We start from the raw sequence: 18677 nt of genomic DNA, 5'->3' as shown, positions 1-18677 counted from the left end.
GACGTCTCGTGTGCAGGACCGCCGATGGGCACACTGCAGCCACCGACGCTAGGTTGGCTCGAATCGGGCCGCGCGCGCGGCTGACCCGAGCGACCCGGAGGCGTGGCCATGTCGATCCTGAGGACCAAGTCGATCGAGCAGTCGATGCGAGACGGGGACGAGCCCGAGTACCAGCTGAAGAAGCGGCTCACCGCACTGGACCTCACCGTGTTTGGGGTCGGCGTGGTCATCGGCGCCGGGATCTTCACGGTCGCCGGGCGTGCTGCCAAGGAGCTCGCCGGGCCGTCCGTGGTCCTCTCCTTCGTCGTCGCCGCGGTCTGCTGCGGCCTGGCGGCGCTGTGCTACGCCGAGTTCGCGTCGTCGATCCCCATCAGCGGGTCCGCCTACACGTTCTCCTATGCCAGCCTCGGCGAGATCATCGCCTGGATCATCGGGTGGGACCTGCTGCTCGAGCTCATGCTCGGGGCCAGCGTGGTGGCCCAGGGGTGGTCGGCCTACCTCGGCGTGTTCCTCGACCACCTCGGGTTCACGATCCCCGAGTCCGTGGGCTACGGCTCCCACTTCGACCTGCCGGCCTTCGTTCTGGTCGTCGTGCTGAGCGTCCTGGTGAGCATCGGCATCAAGGAGTCCCTGCGCGTCAACCTGGTCCTCGTGGCCCTCAAGGTCTTCATCGTCCTGTTCGTCATCGTGGCCGGCATCGGCTTCATCAAGTCGGCCAACTACTCGCCGTTCATCCCACCCGCGCAGCCCGCGAAGGCGAAGGGGACGCTCGAGTCGCCCCTCATCGAGTGGGCCTTCGGCTTCGCCCCCTCGCACTTCGGCATCCCCGGCATCCTGGCTGCGGCCTCGCTGGTGTTCTTCGCCTACATCGGCTTCGACGTCGTCGCGACCACCGCCGAGGAGGCCAAGAACCCCAAGCGCGACCTGCCGATCGGCATCATCGCCTCGCTCGTCATCTGCACCGTCCTCTACTGCACCGTGGCGATCGTCCTCACGGGCATGGTGCGCTACGACCAGCTGTCCACCGAGGCGTCCCTGGCCACGGCCTTCGAGACCGTCGGGAAGTCCGGCTACGCCACCCTCATCTCCGCGGGCGCCGTGGCGGGTCTGACGACGGTGGTGATGACCCTGCTGATCGGGACGTCCCGCGTGGTCTTCGCGATGTCCCGTGACTGGCTGCTGCCGCCATGGCTCGGCAAGACCAACCACCGCACCGGCACCCCGCTGCGGATCACGGTCATCGTCGGGGTGGTCGTGGCCCTCGTCGCGGCACTGACGCCGGTCGGCAAGCTGGAGTTCATGATCAACATCGGGACGCTGTCGGCCTTCTTCCTCGTCTCCCTGGCCGTCCCCGTCCTGCGCAGGCGCCGCCCCGACCTCCAGCGGCCGTTCCGGGTGCCGTTCTCGCCGGTCGTCCCGTGGGTGTCCGCGGCGATCTGCGGCTACCTCATGCTGACCCTGCCGGTCGAGACCTGGATCCGGTTCCTCATCTGGATGGCGCTCGGCTTCCTCATCTACTTCGCCTACGGCTACCGCAGCAGCCGGTTGTCGGGGAACCCCAAGGAGGGCGAGCTCCCCAGCATGACCAGCACCTGAGGCGCGCCTCCTGTCGGGGGCCGAGCCAGACAGACCTGCCCGTATGCCGCGTGGTCACCACGCGGCATACGGCATCGTGGGAGCCATGCGACTCTCGGTGGTCCTCGACGGACGTGACCTGACCCTGCTCGTGCCGTTCTGGTCGGCGGCGCTCGGCTACGACGCGGTGTTCTCGCTGCCCGAGTTCGAGGTGCTGCGACCCCGCGAAGGTGAGCGGCCGGGGCCGGTGTTCATCCTGCAGCGGGTGCCGGAGGAGAAGGCCGGCAAGAACCGCATGCACGTCGACGTCCACCCCCCACTGGAGCTGGGCGTGCCGGCCTTGGTCGAACGGCTGGAAGCGTTGGGCGGCAGGCGGATTGGCGAGCCCGTGACCGACCTGCTGGAGGCGATCGACAGCTGGTGGCAGGTGATGGCCGACCCGGAGGGCAACGAGTTCTGCGTCGTCGCCGACCAGGGCCACCCCCCGCCGGAGGTCACAAGGCCTTGATGATGTCCTCGACGCGTTCTTTGGCGTCGCCGAAGAGCATCTGGCTGTTCTCCTTGAAGAACAACGGGTTCTGCACTCCCGCATAGCCGGTCGCCATCGACCGTTTGAAGACGACGACGTTGCGGGCCTTCCAGACCTCGAGGACCGGCATGCCGGCAATCGGGCTGGTGGGGTCCTCGGCGGCGGACGGGTTGACGGTGTCGTTGGCCCCGATCACGAGGACGACGTCGGTGTGGGCCAGGTCGCCGTTGATCTCGTCCATCTCCAGGACGATGTCGTACGGCACCTTGGCCTCGGCGAGCAGGACGTTCATGTGGCCGGGCAGTCGGCCGGCGACGGGGTGGATGCCGAACCTGACGTTGACGCCCTTCTTGCGCAGCTGGCTGGTGAGCTCGGCGACCGGGTACTGCGCCTGCGCGACGGCCATCCCGTAGCCCGGGGTGATGACGACCGTCGAGGCGTCGCGCAGCAGCTCGGCCACGTCGGCGGCGATGGTCTCGCGGTGCTCGCCGTAGTCGGTGTCGTCGCTGACCGACACCTCTTGGCCGAATCCGCCTGCGATCACTGAGAAGAACGACCGGTTCATCGCCTTGCACATGATGTAGGACAGGATCGCACCGGAGGACCCGACGAGGGCGCCGGTGACGATGAGCAGGTCGTTGCCGAGCATGAAGCCCGCCGCGGCAGCGGCCCACCCGGAGTAGCTGTTGAGCATCGACACGACGACCGGCATGTCGCCGCCGCCGATGGAGGCGACCAGGTGCCAGCCGAACGCCAGCGCCACCACCGTCATCAGCAGCAGCGGGACCACCGAGTGCGACTGCACGAACCAGATCAGCAGACCCGCCGAGACGACCAGCGCCGCGAGGTTGAGCCAGTGCCGGGCGGGGAGCATCAGCGGCGAGGACTTGATCCGTGCGCTGAGCTTGAGGAACGCGACGATCGACCCGGTGAACGTCACGGCGCCGATGAAGACGCCGATGAAGACCTCGACGAGGTGGAGCTTGTCGTCGGTGCCGGCGTCGGTCGACTCCAGGTAGGAGCTGTAGCCGACCAGCACCGCGGCGAGACCGACGAAGCTGTGCAGCATCGCGACGAGCTCGGGCATCTGGGTCATCTCGACGACCCGGGCGCGCCACAGCCCGATCACGGCACCGATCGCCATGGCGGCGGCGATGAGGGCGAAGGTCAGCACGGCGTGCTCGGCCCGGTCGACCGACAGCCAGATCGTGGCGCCGAGGGCGAGCACCATGCCGGCGACGCCGAAGGCGTTGCCCTCCTTGGCCTTCTCGTGCTTCGAGAGCCCCGCGAGGGAGAGCACGAAGAGCACCGCGGCGATGATGTATGCCGCCTGGACGAGGTTGGTGGTGACGTTGCCGCTCATACCGGTTCAGTCCTTCCGGAACATCTGGAGCATCCGGCCGGTCACGGCGAACCCTCCGAAGATGTTGATGCTGGCCACCAACGTGGCGGCGAACGCGAGGACCTGGATCACCGCGTTGGAGCTACCGAGCTGCAGGACCCCGCCGACGAGGATGATGCCGCTGATCGCGTTGGTCTCGGCCATCAGCGGGGTGTGCAGGGCGTGGGCGACGTTGGAGATGACGTAGAAGCCGACGATCACCGCAAGCGCGAACACCGTGAAGTGGCCGAGGAACACCGCGGGCGAGTTCGCCGCGACGACGCCGAAGACAACCGCGGCCAGGGCCATCACGGCGTACCTGCGTCGAGGGTCCGGTGGTGGCTTCGGGGCCTTGGGCTCGGGCGCCGCCTTGGCCGCAGCCCCGGGGGCCGCGCTGACCTGCACCGGCGGGGGTGGCCACAGCGTCTCGCCGTCGCGACAGACGGTCATGCCGCGCTGCACGACGTCGTCGAGGTCGAGGACGACCCGGCCGTCCTTGCCAGGGGTGAGCAGCTTGAGCAGGTTGACCAGGTTGGTGCCGAAGAGCTGGCTGGCCTGGGTGGGCAGCCGACCGGGCAGGTCGGTGTAGCCGATCAGCTTGACGCCGTTCGCGGTCGTGACGACCTCGTCGGCCACGGTGCCCGCGACGTTGCCGCCGTTGGCGGCGGCGAGGTCCACGACCACCGAGCCGGCCTTCATCGACGCGACCATCTCCTCGGTGAACAACCGCGGGGCGGGCTTGCCGGGGATCAGTGCCGTGGTGATGACGATGTCGACGTCCTTGGCCTGCTCGGCGTAGAGCTCGGCGGCCTTGCGGTTGAAGTCCTCGCCCATCTCCTTGGCGTAGCCGGTGGCCGATGGGCCCTCGTCCTCGACCTCGATCCGCAGGAACTCCGCACCCATCGACTCGACCTGCTCGCCGACCTCCGACCGGGCGTCGAAGGCCCGCACGATCGCGCCGAGGCTGCTGGCCGTGCCGATCGCCGCGAGCCCGGCCACGCCCGCGCCGACGACGAGCACCTTCGCCGGCGGGACCTTGCCGGCCGCGGTCACCTGTCCGGTGAAGAGCGAGCCGAACTCGTGGGCCGCCTCGATCACGGCGCGGTAGCCGCCGATGTTGGCCATCGACGACAGCACGTCCAGCGACTGCGCCCGCGAGATGCGGGGCACCGCGTCCATCGCGAGCGCCGTGACCCCGGCCGCAGTGAGCTTCTCGACCAGGTCGGGGTTGAGTGCGGGCGAGACCAACGAGGCGAGCAGCGACCCGGCCCGCAGGTGGCCGATCTCCGCATCGCTCGGGGCGTTCACCTTGAGCACGACATCGCTCGCCCACGCGGCGGGGCCGTCGACCACCGAGGCGCCGGCCGCGGCATACGCGTCGTCGGAGAAGGAAGACCGCGCTCCGGCAGCCCGCTCGACCACCACCTCGTAGCCGAGGCCGATCAGCTGGCCCACGGTCTTGGGCGTGGCGGCGACCCGGGTCTCACCCGACTTGGACTCTGCTGGAACTCCGATGCGCACTCTTGCTCCCGTCGCTGGCAGGCCGTGACGTCGCCAAACCTAGGGGGTGCGCCGCCGCAATGGCGCGGCAATGTGAGGACAGTCGCGCGCGCCGTCCACTGGGTGGACGACGCGCGCGGTGGTGCGGGGTGCGGTCAGACGAGGCCGACCACGATCAGGGTCATCAGGACGATCAGGGTGATCGCTCCGAGGAACAGGCCCCCGCCGATGTCGGACTGGGTCTCGGCGTACGGGCGGTTCTCGTGCAGGTAGTCGTGGGGGTACTTGCGGGCAGCGTGACGGCTCATGGTTCCGCTCCTTTCAATACGCTACGGAGCGTATCGTAACTGCGGACGACAGGTCAATCTGGCGGGCGACGACCAGGTCAGCCGGGCGACCGCGTCAGGCGGAGGCGCCGCCGACGTCGCCGTGCGGCACCGGCTGGCCGAGGCGGCCGGCCTGGTAGTCCTCGAACGCCTTGCGGACCTCGGCCTCGGTGTTCATGACGAACGGGCCGGCCCAGGCGACCGGCTCACGGATGGGGAGGCCGCCGAGGACGACGACGTCGAGGCCCGCGGCATACCGCTCCTGCTGGGTGCGCGCCGAGGAGAGCTGGAGGGCATCGCCGGGACCGAACACGGCCAGCTGGCCGGGACCGACCGGGGTCTGGTCGGGCCCCACGAAGCCGTCGCCGCTCATGACGTAGACGAGGGCGTTGAAGTCGCGGCGCCACGGCAGCGTCAGCTCGCCACCGGGGGCGACGGTCGCGTGGACCATGGCCATCGGGGTGTGGGTCGAGCCGGGGCCCGCCACGCCACCCACCTCACCGGCGATGACGCGCACCAGCGAACCGCCGTCGGCCGAGGTGAGCAGGCCCACCTCGCTGGAGCGCAGGTCCTGGTAGGCCGGCGCCTTGAGCTTGTCGACCTTCGGCAGGTTCACCCAGAGCTGGAACCCGTGGAACAGGCCGCCGCTGACGACCAGGTGCTCAGGCGGGGCCTCGATGTGCAGGATCCCCGACCCCGCGGTCATCCACTGGGTGTCGCCGTCGGTGATCGTGCCACCGCCGCCGAACGAGTCCTGGTGGTCGAAGATGCCGTCGATGATGTAGGTCACCGTCTCGAAGCCGCGGTGCGGGTGCCACGGCGTGCCCTTGGGCTCACCGGGCGCGTACTCGACGGCGCCCATCTCGTCCAGGTGGATGAACGGGTCGAGGTCGCGCAGGTCGACGCCGGCGAAGGCGCGCTTCACCGGGAAGCCCTCGCCCTCGAAGCCGCTGGGCGCACTCGTCACGGAGCGGACCTTGCGCTGCACCGCGGCCGGGGCCACGGCAGGCACCCGCGGCAGGACGGTGAGGTCGGCGACGGAGACAGCAGGCATGGTCACTCCCGATCTAGTTCGAATTTCAACTATCCCCTAGAACGGTGCCCTGCAGCCACGCCTCAGGCACACGACTCGGGTCAGACCTGACGAGGCCGCTCGTCGACGGGGTCCGGGTCGCGGTCGTCCGTCAGGCGCCGGCCCTCCGACTCGGGTCGGTCCTCCGTCAGCCGGTCGTCCGTCAGCCGGTCGTCCGTCGGCCGGTCGTCCGACTCGGGTCGGTCCTCCATCTCGGGTCGGTGCTCCGTCTCGCGCCGGTCGCTCGTCTCGCCGTCCACGTCGAGCGTGCGACCGTCAGCCTCGACGACATCGACGTCCGGGTCACGCTCGTCGGCCCGCCGCAGGTGCTCGTCGCGCTGCTCGCCGGCCTGGGCGGCGTCCTCCGCCCGCCGCTGCGCCTCGGACTCGAGCTGGGCGGCACGAGCCTGCTGCTCCTCGGCCTCGGCACGGGCCATGTCGGCCTGCGCCTTGGCCTCCGCCGCTGCTGCGTCACGCTCGCGCCGCTCGCGCTCGTGCACGTCGGCTTCAGCGCGCAGGTCGGCGGCCTCACCTCGATGTGCTTCGAGCCGTCGGCTCCGGCTGAGCATGGCGAACAGTCCGATGGCGGCGAGCACCGCGATGATGAGGATGATCCAGATGACGGGTTTCATGAGCCCTCCAGGTTGGGCCGGAACGGGGTCTCCGGCTCTCGCAACCTAGGGCAGACCTGCGGCTGCGTCCACCCGGCGGGGGCGACATTTGCGCAGGTCAGAGGGGGTCGAGATATCCGTCCGGGAAATCGGCCAGGGCGTCGGATCAGGTCGCGAGGCCAAGGTCGGCGACCGTCTTCTCCCGCATTTCGACCTTGCGCACCTTGCCGGTCACGGTCATCGGGAACTCGTCGACGATGGTGACGTAGCGCGGGATCTTGTAGTGCGCGAGCTTGCCGGTCGCGAAGGCCCGGACCGCCGCGGCGTCGAGCGGCTCAGCACCGTCCTTCATCCGGATCCACGCGCAGAGCTCCTCGCCATACTTCTCGTCCGGGACCCCGATCACCTGGGCGTCGAGGATGTCGGGGTGGGTGTAGAGGAACTCCTCGATCTCGCGGGGGTAGATGTTCTCCCCGCCCCGGATCACCATGTCCTTGATCCGGCCGGTGATCTGCACGTAGCCGTCGTCGTCCATCACCGCGATGTCACCGGTGTGCATCCAGCCGTCGACCAGCACCTCGTCGGTCTTGTCCTGCTGCTCCCAGTAGCCGAGCATCACCGAGTAGCCCTTGGTGCAGAACTCCCCCGCGTCGCCGCGCGGCAGGGTCTCGCCCGTCACCGGGTCGACCACCTTGATCTCCAGGTGCGGACCCACCCGGCCGACCGTGCCGACCTTCTGCTCGAAGGTGTCGTCCGTGCGGTTCTGGGTCGACACCGGCGAGGTCTCGGTCATCCCGTACGCGATCGTCACCTCAGTGATCCCGGCGTCGATCAGCTTGGTCATCATCGTTGCCGGACAAGGTGATCCGGCCATGATGCCGGTCCGCACCGAGGACAGGTCGTATGCCGCGAAGTCCGGGAGCGACCATTCCGCGATGAACATCGTGGGCACGCCGTAGAGCGAGGTGCACCGCTCGTCGGCGGTTGCCTTGAGGGTCGCGGCCGGATCGAAACCCGGTGCGGGGATGACCATCGTGGCCCCGTGGGTGGTGCACGCGAGGTTGCCCATCACCATGCCGAAGCAGTGGTAGAACGGCACCGGGATGCAGACCCGGTCGGCCTCGGTGTAGCGGCAGAGCTCGCCGACGAAGTAGCCGTTGTTGAGGATGTTGCGGTGGCTGAGGGTGGCCCCCTTGGGGAAGCCCGTGGTGCCCGACGTGTACTGGATGTTGATCGCGTCGTGGGGGTCGAGCCCGGCCTGCACCTCGGCCACCTGCTCGGCGGTGACCTCCTCGGCCCGCCCGAGCAGTGCGTCCCAGGAGTCCTGCCCGAAGACGTAGGAGTCCCGCACGCCCGGGCAGCTCGGCCGCACCTCGTCGAGCATCGCGACGTAGTCGCTGGTCTTGAACGACTCGGCGAGGAAGACCGCTGAGATCCCGGCCTGCTTCAGGACGAACTCGAGCTCGTGGGTGCGGTAGCTCGGGTTGATGTTGACGAGGATCGCGCCGATCTTGGCGGTCGCGTACTGCACCACCGTCCACTGCGCGCAGTTCGGCGCCCAGATGCCGACCCGCTCCCCCTTGGTGATCCCGGAGGCGAGCAGCGCCCGGGCGAGCCGACCCACCTCGGCGCCGAACTCGGCATACGTCCAGCGGATCCCCTGCGCGACGTCGACCAGGGCTTCGCGCTCACCAAAGGCGGCGACGGTCGCGTCGAGGTTGTCGGGGATGGTCTGCTCGAGCAGCGGGACGTCGGTCTCACCGGCGGTGTGCGACAGCGTTGTCATGTCTTTCATCCCACCGCGCACACCGCTATCCCACAACCCCGCGAAGGGACAGGTCCGCGAACGGAAACCCCGTGTCGGCGAGCGGTCACCGACGGGTAGCGTCGCCCCCGACATGAGCGCAACCCTCAAGGCCACCGACCTCGCCGCCGGCCACGGTGCCAGGGCACTCTTCTCGGGGCTCGACCTCGTCGTCGGCGCCGGCGACGTCGTGGGGCTGGTCGGGGCCAACGGCGCCGGCAAGTCCACGCTGCTGCGGCTGCTGGCCGCTGAGCTGGAGCCCGAGCAGGGCACCGTCACGGTGAGCCCGCCGACTGCCTCGGTCGGGCACCTGCCGCAGGAGCCCGAGCGCCGCGCGGGCGAGACCGTGGCCGGGTTCATCGCCCGCCGCACCGGTGTGCGCGCCGCCGGCACGGAGCTGGACGACGCCGCCCACGCCCTCGGGGAGGGCGGCCCCGGCGCCGACGACCGGTATGCCGTGGCGCTCGAGTCGTGGCTCGCGCTGGGTGGCGCCGACCTCGAGGAACGGGCCGCCGCGACCCTGGCCGGGCTGGGGCTCGGGGTCGGCCTCGAGACGCCGATGACCTCGCTGTCGGGGGGCCAGGCTGCGCGGGCCGGGCTCGCGGCGCTGCTGCTCTCGCGCTACGACGTGCTGCTCCTCGACGAGCCGACCAACGACCTCGACCTCGACGGCCTCGACCGGCTCGAGCAGTTCGTGGCGGGGCTGCGCAGCCCGGCCGTCATCATCAGCCACGACCGGGAGTTCTTGGCGCGCACCGTGACTCGCATCGTCGAGCTCGACCTCGCCCAGCAGCAGGTGGCGGTCTACGAGGGCGGCTACGACAGCTACCTGGCCGAGCGCGAGGTGGCGAGGCGGCATGCCCGCGAGGCCTTCGAGGAGTACGCCGACACCCGCACGCGGCTCGAGCAACGCGCGGTCACGCAACGGAACTGGATGACGGTGGGCGTCCGCAATGCCCGGCGCAAGAAGACCGACAACGACAAGTTCGTCCCCGCGTTCCGCGCCGAGTCGGCCGAGAAGCAGGCGGCCAAGGCGCGGCAGACCGAGCGGATGATCGAGCGGCTCGAGGAGGTCGACGAGCCGCGCAAGGAGTGGGAGCTGCGGATGACCATCGCCGCGGCCCCGCGGTCCGGAACCGTCGTGGCGTCAGCCGCGGGGGCTGTGGTCCGTCGCGGCGACTTCACCCTCGGGCCGGTCGACGTGCAGGTCGACTGGGCCGACCGGATCGTCGTCACCGGCGCGAACGGCTCCGGCAAGACCACCCTGCTGGGCATGCTGCTCGGCACCGTGCCGGTCGACGAGGGGACGGCCGGGCTCGGCTCCTCGGTGCGGGTGGGCGAGGTAGACCAGGCGCGCGGGTTGTTCCTCGGCCCGCAGACGCTCGCGCGGGCGTTCGGCGACGCCCTCCCCGCCTGGCCGGACGCCGAGGTCCGCACCCTGCTGGCCAAGTTCGGGCTCGGCGCCGAGCACGTGCACCGCCCGGCCGACTCGCTCTCCCCCGGCGAGCGCACCCGCGCCGCCCTGGCCCTGCTCCAGGCGCGCGAGGTCAACCTGCTGGTCCTCGACGAGCCCACCAACCACCTCGACCTGCCGGCGATCGAACAGCTCGAGCAGGCCCTCGACTCGTTCGGCGGCACGGTGCTCCTCGTGACGCACGACCGCCGGATGCTCGCCGACGTGCAGGCCACCCGTCGCTGGCACGTCGAGGCAGGCCGGCTCCGAGAGCTCTAGGCGAGCGACGCGGCATACCCCGCGCTGGCTCAGCTCAGGAAGATGTCGGGGGCCAGCCCCTCGTCCTTGCCCGTCATCGAGTAGGCAGCGAAGTCGGCCACCCCGCGGGCCCGCAGCAGGTCCTCGTCGATGACCGTCTGGCCGTTGAGGCCCTGGCCGTCGGTGGTGAGCACCTCGTAGGCGGCGTCCGCCACGATCTCCGGCTTGCGGCTGACCTTGACCATCTGGTCGCCGCCGGGGAGGTTGCCGATCGCGTCGGTCGCCACGAGGGTCGCGGGCCACAGGCAGGTCGAGGACACGCCCTTCTGCCCGAGCTCGTGCGCGAAGCCGAGGGCCGCGAGCGTCATCCCGTACTTCGCCATCGTGTATGCCGGGTGGCCGGCGAACCAGCGCGGGTCCAGGTTGATCGGCGGGGACAGGGTGAGGACCTTCGGGTCGGGGCTCGCCAGCAGGTGCGGGATCGCCGCCCTCGTCAGCATGAAGGTGCCCCGGACGTTGATGTCCTGCATGAGGTCGTAGCGCTTGGGCTCGAGCTGCGCGGTCGGGCTGAGGTTGAGGACGCTGGCGTTGTTGACGACGATGTCGATCCCGCCGAACTGGGCCGCCGTCTTCTCCACCGCCGCCAGCAGGAGGTCGTCGTCGCGCACGTCGCCGACAATCGGGAGGGCGTGGCCACCAGCTGCCTCGATGGCCTCGGCCGCGGTGTGGATGGTCCCGGCCAGGCGCGGGTCGGGCTGGTCCGTCTTCGCGATCAGCGCGACATTGGCTCCGTCGCGGGCGGCGCGGACGGCGATGGCCAGGCCGATGCCCCTGCTGCCGCCGGACATGATGATGGTCTTGCCGGAGAGCGTCGTCATGGCCGCGAGCCTAGTTACCGATCGGTAGCCCGGGAACCGCTGACGTCCGTGGCCCTCGTCACGCGGCCCTGTCCCGTTGTTCGGAGGATCAGGGGGCGGTGTCGTTGAGCAGGCGCAGCAGCCGGGCCAGTTCGGTGACGTCCTTGGCATCCCAGTCACCCAGCCGGGCGCGCAGCCGTTCCTTGCGGCCGGCGACGGTGCGGTCGAGCGCCTCGGAGCCCGCCGTGGTGAGCCGCACCTGACGGGCCCGCGCATCGGCCGGGTCGGGGATCCGCTCGACGAGCCCCAGCTCCTCGAGGGTCGTCAGGTTCCGGCTGGTCGTCGACTTGTGCAGGCCCAGCACGTCGGAGATGTCACCCCCGCGGGCGCCGCCGCCGGAGGCGGCCATCTCGCGCACGGCGACGAGCACGGCATACCCCGCGGAGTCGAGGTCGGGGTGCACCTCGGCGGCGGTGCGCTGCTGCGCACTGCGGGCACGCCGGAGCAACCGGGTGAGCTCGACCTCGAGTTCGCCGAGGTCCGACGTGGACGCCATGCAGGGGAGCCTATGTCCTGCGTCACGAACCGGCGCATGGATGCTCAGGGGGCGGGCGCGGGGGGCGCGAGCCCGGGGCGGCCCGATCGCGATCGCCAGCAGCCGGCGGATTGACGACCGGGACGGACCATCGTATATTCCGCGTGGAATATTTCAGCTGGAACACTTCGGCACCGCGAGGAACCACCGCTCGCCGGGCACCAGCGAAAGGAGATCGGCACCGCATGACGCTCAGCCCACTCGCCATCTCCGCGCTCGCCCTGCTCAACGAGCGCTCGATGCACCCCTACGAGATGTACCAGCTGCTGCTGGAGCGCCACGAGGACCGCATCGTCCGGGTGACCCCCGGGTCGCTCTACCGCACCGTCGACCGGCTGACCGCAGACGGGATGGCCGAGGCGACCGGCACGGGCCGGGAGGGCAACCGCCCCGAACGCACCACCTACGCCATCACCGCCACCGGCCGCACTGCCCTGGTCTCCCGCATCCGCGAGATCCTGCGCGAGCCGGTCAACGAGTTCCCCACCTTCGCCCTCGCCCTGGCCGAGGCGCACCACGCCCCGGCCAGCGCCGTGTGCGCCGACCTGCGGGACCACCTCGCGGTCATCGAGCGCGAGCTGTCCGACATCGACTGCCTCGTCGACAAGGCCAGGGCCCGTGAGGTGGCCGAGGCGTACTGGATCACCGCCAGCTACATCCGCCACATGACCGTGGCCCAGCAGGACTGGATCAACGGCTTCATCACCCGACTCGAGAAAGGCGACCTGCCATGGCCGCACCCACCACCGTGAGGACCGACCTCCCCGCCGACTACCGCCCCTGGCCTGCCCTGTGGGCCATGGTGATCGGCTTCTTCATGATCCTCGTCGACTCCACGATCGTGTCGGTGGCGACGCCGGCGATCATGCAGGGCCTCGACTCCGACGTGAACGCGGTCATCTGGGTCACCTCCGCCTACCTGCTCGCGTATGCCGTGCCGTTGCTGATCACGGGGCGGCTCGGCGACCGGATCGGGCCGAAGAACGTCTACCTCACCGGGCTCACGCTGTTCACGGTCGCCTCGCTGTGGTGTGGGCTGACCGGCAGCATCGAGATGCTGATCATCGCCCGCGTCGTGCAGGGTCTCGGTGCGTCGATGATGACGCCGCAGACGATGGCCGTCATCACGCGCACCTTCCCGGCCGCCTCAAGAGGCCAGGCGATGTCGCTCTGGGGCGCCACCGCCGGCGTCGCGATCCTCGTGGGCCCGCTGCTGGGTGGTCTGCTGGTCGACGGCCCGGGTTGGGAGTGGATCTTCTTCATCAACGTGCCGATCGGCATCATCGCGTTCGTGCTGGCGATGCGCCTGGTGCCCAGGCTCGAGACGCACAGCCACACCTTTGACTGGGTCGGGGTGGCGCTGTCGGCGATCGGGATGTTCCTGCTGGTGTTCGGCATCCAGGAGGGCGAGACCTACGACTGGGGCCAGATCACCGGCGTCATCTCGGTGCCGCTGCTCATCATCGCCGGTCTGCTCATCTTCGGGCTGTTCATCTTCTGGCAGAGCAGGATCCGCACCGAGCCGCTCGTGCCGCTGGGCCTCTTCCGCGACCGCAACTTCTCGCTGTCCAACATCGCGATCAGCGCGGTCGGTTTCTCCATCACCGGCATGGCCTTCCCCTTCATGCTCTATGCCCAGGTCGTGCGAGGCATGACGCCGACCCACTCCGCCCTGCTGCTGGTCCCGATGGCGGTGCTGTCCGGCGCCCTGGCGCCGGTCGCCGGCAAGCTGACCGACCGCATCCACCCGCGGACCATCACGGCCTTCGGGTTGGCGCTCTGCTCGGGTTCGCTGTTCTGGCTGAGCCGGGTGACCACGGTCGAGAGCAAGACCTGGGCGCTCCTGCTCCCGATGGCCCTCATGGGAGTCGCGAACGCGTTCATGTGGGCGCCGCTCGCCGCGACCGCGACCCGCAACCTGCCGCTGTCGTCGGCCGGCGCGGGCTCGGGCATCTACAACACCACCCGCCAGGTCGGGGCCGTCCTCGGCAGCGCCGCCATCGCCGCGCTCATCGAGGCACGGCTCACGGCCAACCTCCCCGGGGTGCCGCAGGACATGTCGCAGCGGACCTCCGGGGTGAAGCTCCCACCCCAGATCGCGGACGGCTTCGCCACGGCGATGTCGCAGACGTTGCTGCTCCCGGCCGCAGTCCTCCTGATCGGTGTCGTCGCAGCACTCTGCTTCACCAAGCCCACGCACTGACCGAAGCACCTCCGGTGGACTGACGACCCACCGACGACCCACCGACCACCCACACCTGTCAGGCTGGCACCCGTGCAGCAACTTCGTTTCACGGGCGCCATCGCCGGAGTCGGATCGACCAGCGGCGTGCGCTTCGTCGTGGGGCGATGGACTGACTCACCCTTGGGCGCCTTCGCCGATGTCATGGTCGAGGACGCCTCGGGTCACCGGACCCTGCTCGCCCCGACCGACGAGGTGGCCGAGTTCGTCCAGCAGACCTATGAGTTCGACGAGGTCTGCACGACGCCGGTGTCGGTGGGGGTGACCCGCGACGGCTGGGACGTGCACGTCGAAGGTCACCTCGCGGCATACCTGCACCTCGGACCGCGTATGCCGCTCGGCTGGGTCCTGCGCGCGGTGCCGCGCAGGCTCGCCGCGGCGCCGGCCTGGGCCGCCGTGATCGACCCGGTCGCGCGGATCCTGATGCGGGGGGTCCGCACCCGTGGGACCGCGCTGGAGGGGCGACGCGAGTGGTACGGCGCGACCGACCTGCACTCGCTGACGAGTCTCGGCGGCGCGTGGCGTGGGGTGCCGTTGGGACGGCTGGCCGACGTCGACCCGCCGTGCCGGTTCGGGTTCAGCTCGACGCCGACTCGCCCATCGGTGACCACCGTCGTGACGACGGTCGAGTTGCTGGGAGACTGAACCCGTGCGCCGAATCACGCAGTCCCGCAAGCTCCACCAGGTCCGTTACGACGTGCGTGGGCCGATCCTCGAGGAGGCCCAGCGGCTCGAGGCCGAGGGGCACAAGATCCTCAAGCTCAACATCGGCAACCCCGCCCCGTTCGGGTTCGAGGCGCCCCAGGCGATCCTCCAGGACATGGTCCACCACCTGCCGAACTCGCAGGGCTACAGCGACTCCCGCGGCATCTACTCCGCCCGCACCGCCGTCGCGCACTACTACCAGTCGCGCGGGCTGACCGACACGCACGTCGACGACATCTACATCGGCAACGGCGTCTCCGAGCTGATCTCGATGGTCCTCACCGCCTTCGTCGACGACGGCAACGAGATCCTCGTCCCGGCGCCGGACTACCCGCTCTGGACCGGGGCCGTCACCCTGGCCGGAGGGACGCCGGTCCACTACCGCTGCGACGAGTCGAACGGCTGGAACCCGGACCTCGCCGACATCGAGTCCAAGATCACCGAGAACACCCACGCCCTGGTGGTCATCAACCCGAACAACCCGACGGGGGCGGTCTACAGCGACGAGGTCGTCAAGGGCATGGCCGACATCGCCCGCCGCCACAACCTCGTCCTGATGTCCGACGAGATCTACGAGAAGATCCTGTTCGCCGACGAGGTCAACCACCCGGTGCACCACCACACCGCCACGTTCGCCGGTGACGACGTCCTCTGCCTGACCTTCAGCGGGCTGTCCAAGGCCTACCGGGTCTGCGGCTACCGCGCCGGCTGGGTGATGGTGTCGGGGCCGAAGGAGCTGGCCGCCGACTTCCTCGAGGGCCTGACCCTGCTGGCCAACATGCGCATGTGCGCCAACGTCCCCGGGCAGCACGCGATCCAGACCGCGCTCGGCGGCTACCAGTCGATCGAGGAGTACATCCACCCCGGCGGCCGGTTCTACGAGCAGAGCAAGACGGCGTGGCGGCTGCTCAACGAGATCCCGGGCGTCTCCTGCGTCGAACCCCACGGCGCCCTCTACTGCTTCCCGCGGCTCGACCCCGAGGTCTACGCGATCGAGGACGACCAGGCGTTCGTCATCGACCTGTTGCGCACCAAGAAGATCCTGGTTACGCACGGCACCGGCTTCAACTGGTTCGAACCCGACCACTTCCGCCTCGTGACCCTCCCCGACATCGAGGTGCTCACCGAGGCCATCGGGCGGATCGCGGACTTCCTGGAGACCAAGCGCGCCTGATGGACGTCGTGCGGCGGGGCGACTCCTGGCTGCTCGCGGCCGTCGCCGCGGGTGGGGTGCTGGGCTCCCTCGGTCGGTATGCCGTGGGGCTGGCGCTGCCCCACGTCTCCGGGGCGTTCGCGTGGTCGACGTTCCTCGTCAACGTCACGGGGTCGCTCGCGATGGGGGTGCTCGTCGTGTGGGTGCTCTCGATGGCGCGGCCGCATCCGTGGCTGCGGCCGTTCCTCGGCGTGGGGGTCTTGGGCGGCTGGACGACCTTCTCGTCCTACGCCCTCGACATCCACGCGATGGTCCAGGCGGGGCACGGGCTGGTCGCGGCGGCATACCTCGTGGGTTCGCTCCTGGTCGGCCTGGTGGCGGTGGCGCTGGGGATCACCCTCGGTGAGCGCTTGTTCGGGCGGCGACCATGACCACCCCGCCCGTCGCTATCCCATGCAAAAGGCGAGTTAGCGCCGCCCGGGCACTCCGATGACGGGCGCCCTGCTGGTGCTGGTGGGCGCAGCCGTCGGGGCGCCGCTGCGGTTCGTCGTCGACCGGTGGGCGCGCGACCACACCCGTGCCGGCACCATCCTCGGCACGCTGGTCGTGAACGTCGTGGGGTCGTTCGTCCTCGGGCTGGTGGCGGGAGTGCCTCACCCGCCGGAGTGGCTCATGCCGTTGGTGGGCATCGGTTTCTGCGGCGCGCTGACGACGTTCTCCACGCTGGCCTTCGAGACGTGGGTGTTCCTGGAGGAGCGGGCGTGGAAGCCGTTCGTCGCCAACCTCGCCCTCACCCTGGGCCTGGGCCTGCCCGCCCTCTGGCTCGGCTACGCCCTCACGTCCTGACCCGAGCACCCGTCGCCACCCCCTCACCTTCACCACCTTTATCGGGTCTGGGGACAAAGTTGACCTCCACCCCGGAACGGTTTCGGGGTGGAGGTCAACCTTCTGGGGTGAAGCGAGGCGGCTCAGTCGTCCTCAGGCTGGCTCGGCATCGCCGGCAGCTGCCGGGCGACGACCGCCGCCACCAGCATGAGTCCGACGAGCACCGCGAGCGCCACCTCCATGGCGGGGCGGAACACCTCGACCGGCACAACCATCTGTACGGGCGACGCCGAGCCGTGGGCGTCGACGACCGAGAAGAACAGCGACCCCAGCACCGCGACCCCGGCCGCACCCGACAGCTGACCAGTCGTGCTGAACAGCCCTGACGCCGAACCAGCCTTGTCGACCGGCACGTCCGCCAGCGTGAAGACACCGATGGGCGAAACCATCAGCCCGAACCCGGCACCCGCGACGACGAAGCCCGGCAGGAACGTCCACACCGAGGTGGAGGCGTCGGCCCCGTGCACCGTCACCCCGAGGATGACCGCACCGGCAGCCCAGGTCAGCGCGCCGATCTGCAGCACCCGTCGACCGATCTTCGGCGCCAGCACCGCCACCCCGACCCCCGCGAAGACGGTCGTCGTGAGCGCGAACGGCACACCCGCGAGCCCCGCCTTGAGCACCGACCAGCCGAGACCCGCCTGGAGGTAGATCGTCTGGCACAGGAAGTAGGAGGCCATCGCCATGAACAGCAACGAGTTCATCGCCGACCCGGCAGCAAAACCCCGTCCCCGGTAGAGGCTGAGCGCCACCAGCGGCTCGCGACCCGCCCGCTCGGCCCGGACCTGCGAGCGGGCGAAGAAGCCGAGCACGACGACACCGGCAGCCATCGCGGCATACACCCACGTCGGCCAACCCAGCTCGCGACCCATGGTGAGCGGGTAGAGCACCGCGAGCAGGCCGACGGCGAGCACACTCACACCACGCAGGTCGATGCGCGGGCGTTGCGTGGCAATGGATTCCGGCACCCACCGCAGCGCGGCCACGATCGCCAGCGCACCGAACGGCACGTTCACGAGGAAGATCGAGCGCCACCCCAGCCCACCCAGGTCGGCCTCGGTCAGGACTGCACCGATGACCGGCCCGAGGACAGCTGACAGCCCCGCCAGCCCCGTGAAGAGCCCCATCGCCTTGGCCCGCTCGTGCGGCGCGTACATCACCTGGAGGCTCGACAGCACCTGCGGGATCATCGCGGCCGCAGCGATGCCCTGGAGGGCGCGGAAGCCGACCAGCGACTCGGCGTTCGGCGCGAAGCCGCAAGCCGCCGACATGAGGGTGAAGCCGACCAGCCCGCCGAGGAAGACCCGCTTGCGCCCCCAGAGGTCGCCGAGCCGCGACCCGGTGATGAGGGCGACCGCGAACGCCAGCGGGTAGGCCGCCACCATCCACTGCAGCTGGGCGGCGCTGGCCTGGAGCCCGGACTCGATGGTCGGGAGCGCGACGTTGACGATGGTCGTGTCGAGCAGCTCCATCGTGGACGCGAGGAACAGGCTGAGCAGCGCGATCGTCCGCGCCCGGCCCACCGGGAGGGCGCCACGCGCCACCGCCTGGGTCTCGGGCTGCGTCGCGACCTCAACGGCCGTGCCTGCCCGGCTGTCGGCCGGCGGGTATGCCGTGGGCTCACCGTCGCGGGGGAGCTCGAGGGTCGTGGTCATGTCCTTCTCCTGACTTCGCCTGTCGTGGATTTCCTGTCACCTCCGACGCTAGGGAGACATCCGGCCACTTTCTGTC

Annotated in this window: 18 protein-coding genes; 9 read left to right on the top strand and 9 right to left on the bottom strand. The window is 70.0% G+C overall.

Annotated elements, in window-relative coordinates:
* The first annotated feature begins 108 nt into the window (after nt 1–108).
* On the top strand, nt 109–1596 hold the full coding sequence (locus ACXJKD_RS17835; RefSeq protein WP_457256105.1) for an amino acid permease: 1488 nt from the start codon (nt 109–111) through the stop codon (nt 1594–1596).
* Between the two features lie 43 nt (nt 1597–1639).
* Nucleotides 1640–2083: a VOC family protein gene (locus tag ACXJKD_RS17830; RefSeq protein WP_457256104.1), complete on the top strand. Its 444-nt coding sequence runs from the start codon at nt 1640–1642 to the stop codon at nt 2081–2083.
* On the opposite strand, the gene pntB is transcribed toward ACXJKD_RS17830, so the two are convergent.
* The 6 genes from pntB to ACXJKD_RS17800 form a co-directional block, all read right to left on the bottom strand.
* The gene (gene pntB / locus ACXJKD_RS17825; RefSeq protein ID WP_457256102.1) at nt 2070–3467 is read right to left on the bottom strand and encodes a Re/Si-specific NAD(P)(+) transhydrogenase subunit beta; all 1398 of its coding nucleotides are present in this window, start codon (nt 3465–3467) and stop codon (nt 2070–2072) included. The two genes, ACXJKD_RS17830 and pntB, sit on opposite strands and share 14 nt — an antisense overlap.
* 6 nt (nt 3468–3473) lie before the next feature.
* The gene (locus ACXJKD_RS17820) at nt 3474–5006 is read right to left on the bottom strand and encodes a Re/Si-specific NAD(P)(+) transhydrogenase subunit alpha (RefSeq protein ID WP_457256101.1); all 1533 of its coding nucleotides are present in this window, start codon (nt 5004–5006) and stop codon (nt 3474–3476) included.
* 134 nt (nt 5007–5140) lie between these two features.
* Nucleotides 5141–5293, bottom strand: coding sequence for a hypothetical protein (locus ACXJKD_RS17815; RefSeq protein WP_457256099.1), 153 nt, complete (start codon nt 5291–5293; stop codon nt 5141–5143).
* A 94-nt stretch (nt 5294–5387) separates the two neighbouring features.
* Complete coding sequence (locus ACXJKD_RS17810) at nt 5388–6365, bottom strand: pirin family protein (protein WP_457256098.1); 978 nt, start codon at nt 6363–6365, stop codon at nt 5388–5390.
* An 80-nt stretch (nt 6366–6445) separates the two neighbouring features.
* Nucleotides 6446–7015, bottom strand: a complete 570-nt coding sequence (locus ACXJKD_RS17805) for a hypothetical protein (protein ID WP_457256096.1) — start codon at nt 7013–7015, stop codon at nt 6446–6448.
* A gap of 145 nt (nt 7016–7160) precedes the next feature.
* A complete protein-coding gene (locus tag ACXJKD_RS17800) occupies nt 7161–8780 on the bottom strand; it encodes an AMP-binding protein (RefSeq protein WP_457256094.1) in 1620 nt (539 codons plus the stop codon).
* 112 nt (nt 8781–8892) lie between these two features.
* Here ACXJKD_RS17800 and ACXJKD_RS17795 point away from each other — a divergent pair, with 112 nt between their 5' ends.
* Entirely contained in the window at nt 8893–10530 is a 1638-nt protein-coding gene (locus ACXJKD_RS17795) for an ABC-F family ATP-binding cassette domain-containing protein (protein WP_457256093.1), read from the top strand.
* 29 nt (nt 10531–10559) lie between these two features.
* On the opposite strand, the gene ACXJKD_RS17790 is transcribed toward ACXJKD_RS17795, so the two are convergent.
* Nucleotides 10560–11387, bottom strand: a complete 828-nt coding sequence (locus ACXJKD_RS17790; RefSeq protein ID WP_457256092.1) for an SDR family oxidoreductase — start codon at nt 11385–11387, stop codon at nt 10560–10562.
* Between the two features lie 88 nt (nt 11388–11475).
* Nucleotides 11476–11922: a MarR family winged helix-turn-helix transcriptional regulator gene (locus ACXJKD_RS17785; RefSeq protein ID WP_457256091.1), complete on the bottom strand. Its 447-nt coding sequence runs from the start codon at nt 11920–11922 to the stop codon at nt 11476–11478.
* A gap of 224 nt (nt 11923–12146) precedes the next feature.
* Here ACXJKD_RS17785 and ACXJKD_RS17780 point away from each other — a divergent pair, with 224 nt between their 5' ends.
* From ACXJKD_RS17780 to ACXJKD_RS17755, 6 genes are all read left to right on the top strand, one after another.
* Entirely contained in the window at nt 12147–12713 is a 567-nt protein-coding gene (locus tag ACXJKD_RS17780; protein ID WP_457256090.1) for a PadR family transcriptional regulator, read from the top strand.
* Nucleotides 12692–14164: a DHA2 family efflux MFS transporter permease subunit gene (locus tag ACXJKD_RS17775; protein ID WP_457256088.1), complete on the top strand. Its 1473-nt coding sequence runs from the start codon at nt 12692–12694 to the stop codon at nt 14162–14164. The genes ACXJKD_RS17780 and ACXJKD_RS17775 overlap by 22 nt, the downstream gene beginning before the upstream one ends.
* A 72-nt stretch (nt 14165–14236) precedes the next feature.
* On the top strand, nt 14237–14848 hold the full coding sequence (locus ACXJKD_RS17770) for a hypothetical protein (protein WP_457256087.1): 612 nt from the start codon (nt 14237–14239) through the stop codon (nt 14846–14848).
* 4 nt (nt 14849–14852) lie between these two features.
* Complete coding sequence (locus ACXJKD_RS17765) at nt 14853–16082, top strand: pyridoxal phosphate-dependent aminotransferase (protein ID WP_457256086.1); 1230 nt, start codon at nt 14853–14855, stop codon at nt 16080–16082.
* A complete protein-coding gene (locus ACXJKD_RS17760) occupies nt 16082–16492 on the top strand; it encodes a fluoride efflux transporter FluC (protein ID WP_457256084.1) in 411 nt (136 codons plus the stop codon). The genes ACXJKD_RS17765 and ACXJKD_RS17760 overlap by 1 nt, the downstream gene beginning before the upstream one ends.
* A gap of 58 nt (nt 16493–16550) precedes the next feature.
* Nucleotides 16551–16907: a fluoride efflux transporter FluC gene (locus ACXJKD_RS17755; RefSeq protein WP_457256082.1), complete on the top strand. Its 357-nt coding sequence runs from the start codon at nt 16551–16553 to the stop codon at nt 16905–16907.
* Between the two features lie 122 nt (nt 16908–17029).
* Here the strand turns inward: ACXJKD_RS17755 and ACXJKD_RS17750 are convergent, their stop codons facing one another.
* Nucleotides 17030–18601 carry an MFS transporter gene (locus ACXJKD_RS17750; protein WP_457256081.1) on the bottom strand — a complete coding sequence of 524 codons (1572 nt, stop codon included), beginning with the start codon at nt 18599–18601 and terminating at the stop codon, nt 17030–17032.
* Nucleotides 18602–18677: the final 76 nt, after the last annotated feature.

The organism is Pedococcus sp. P5_B7, assembly GCF_054049895.1.
Note: the sequence above shows the minus strand (reverse complement) of the source record. Positions and strands in the feature narration are given on the sequence as shown.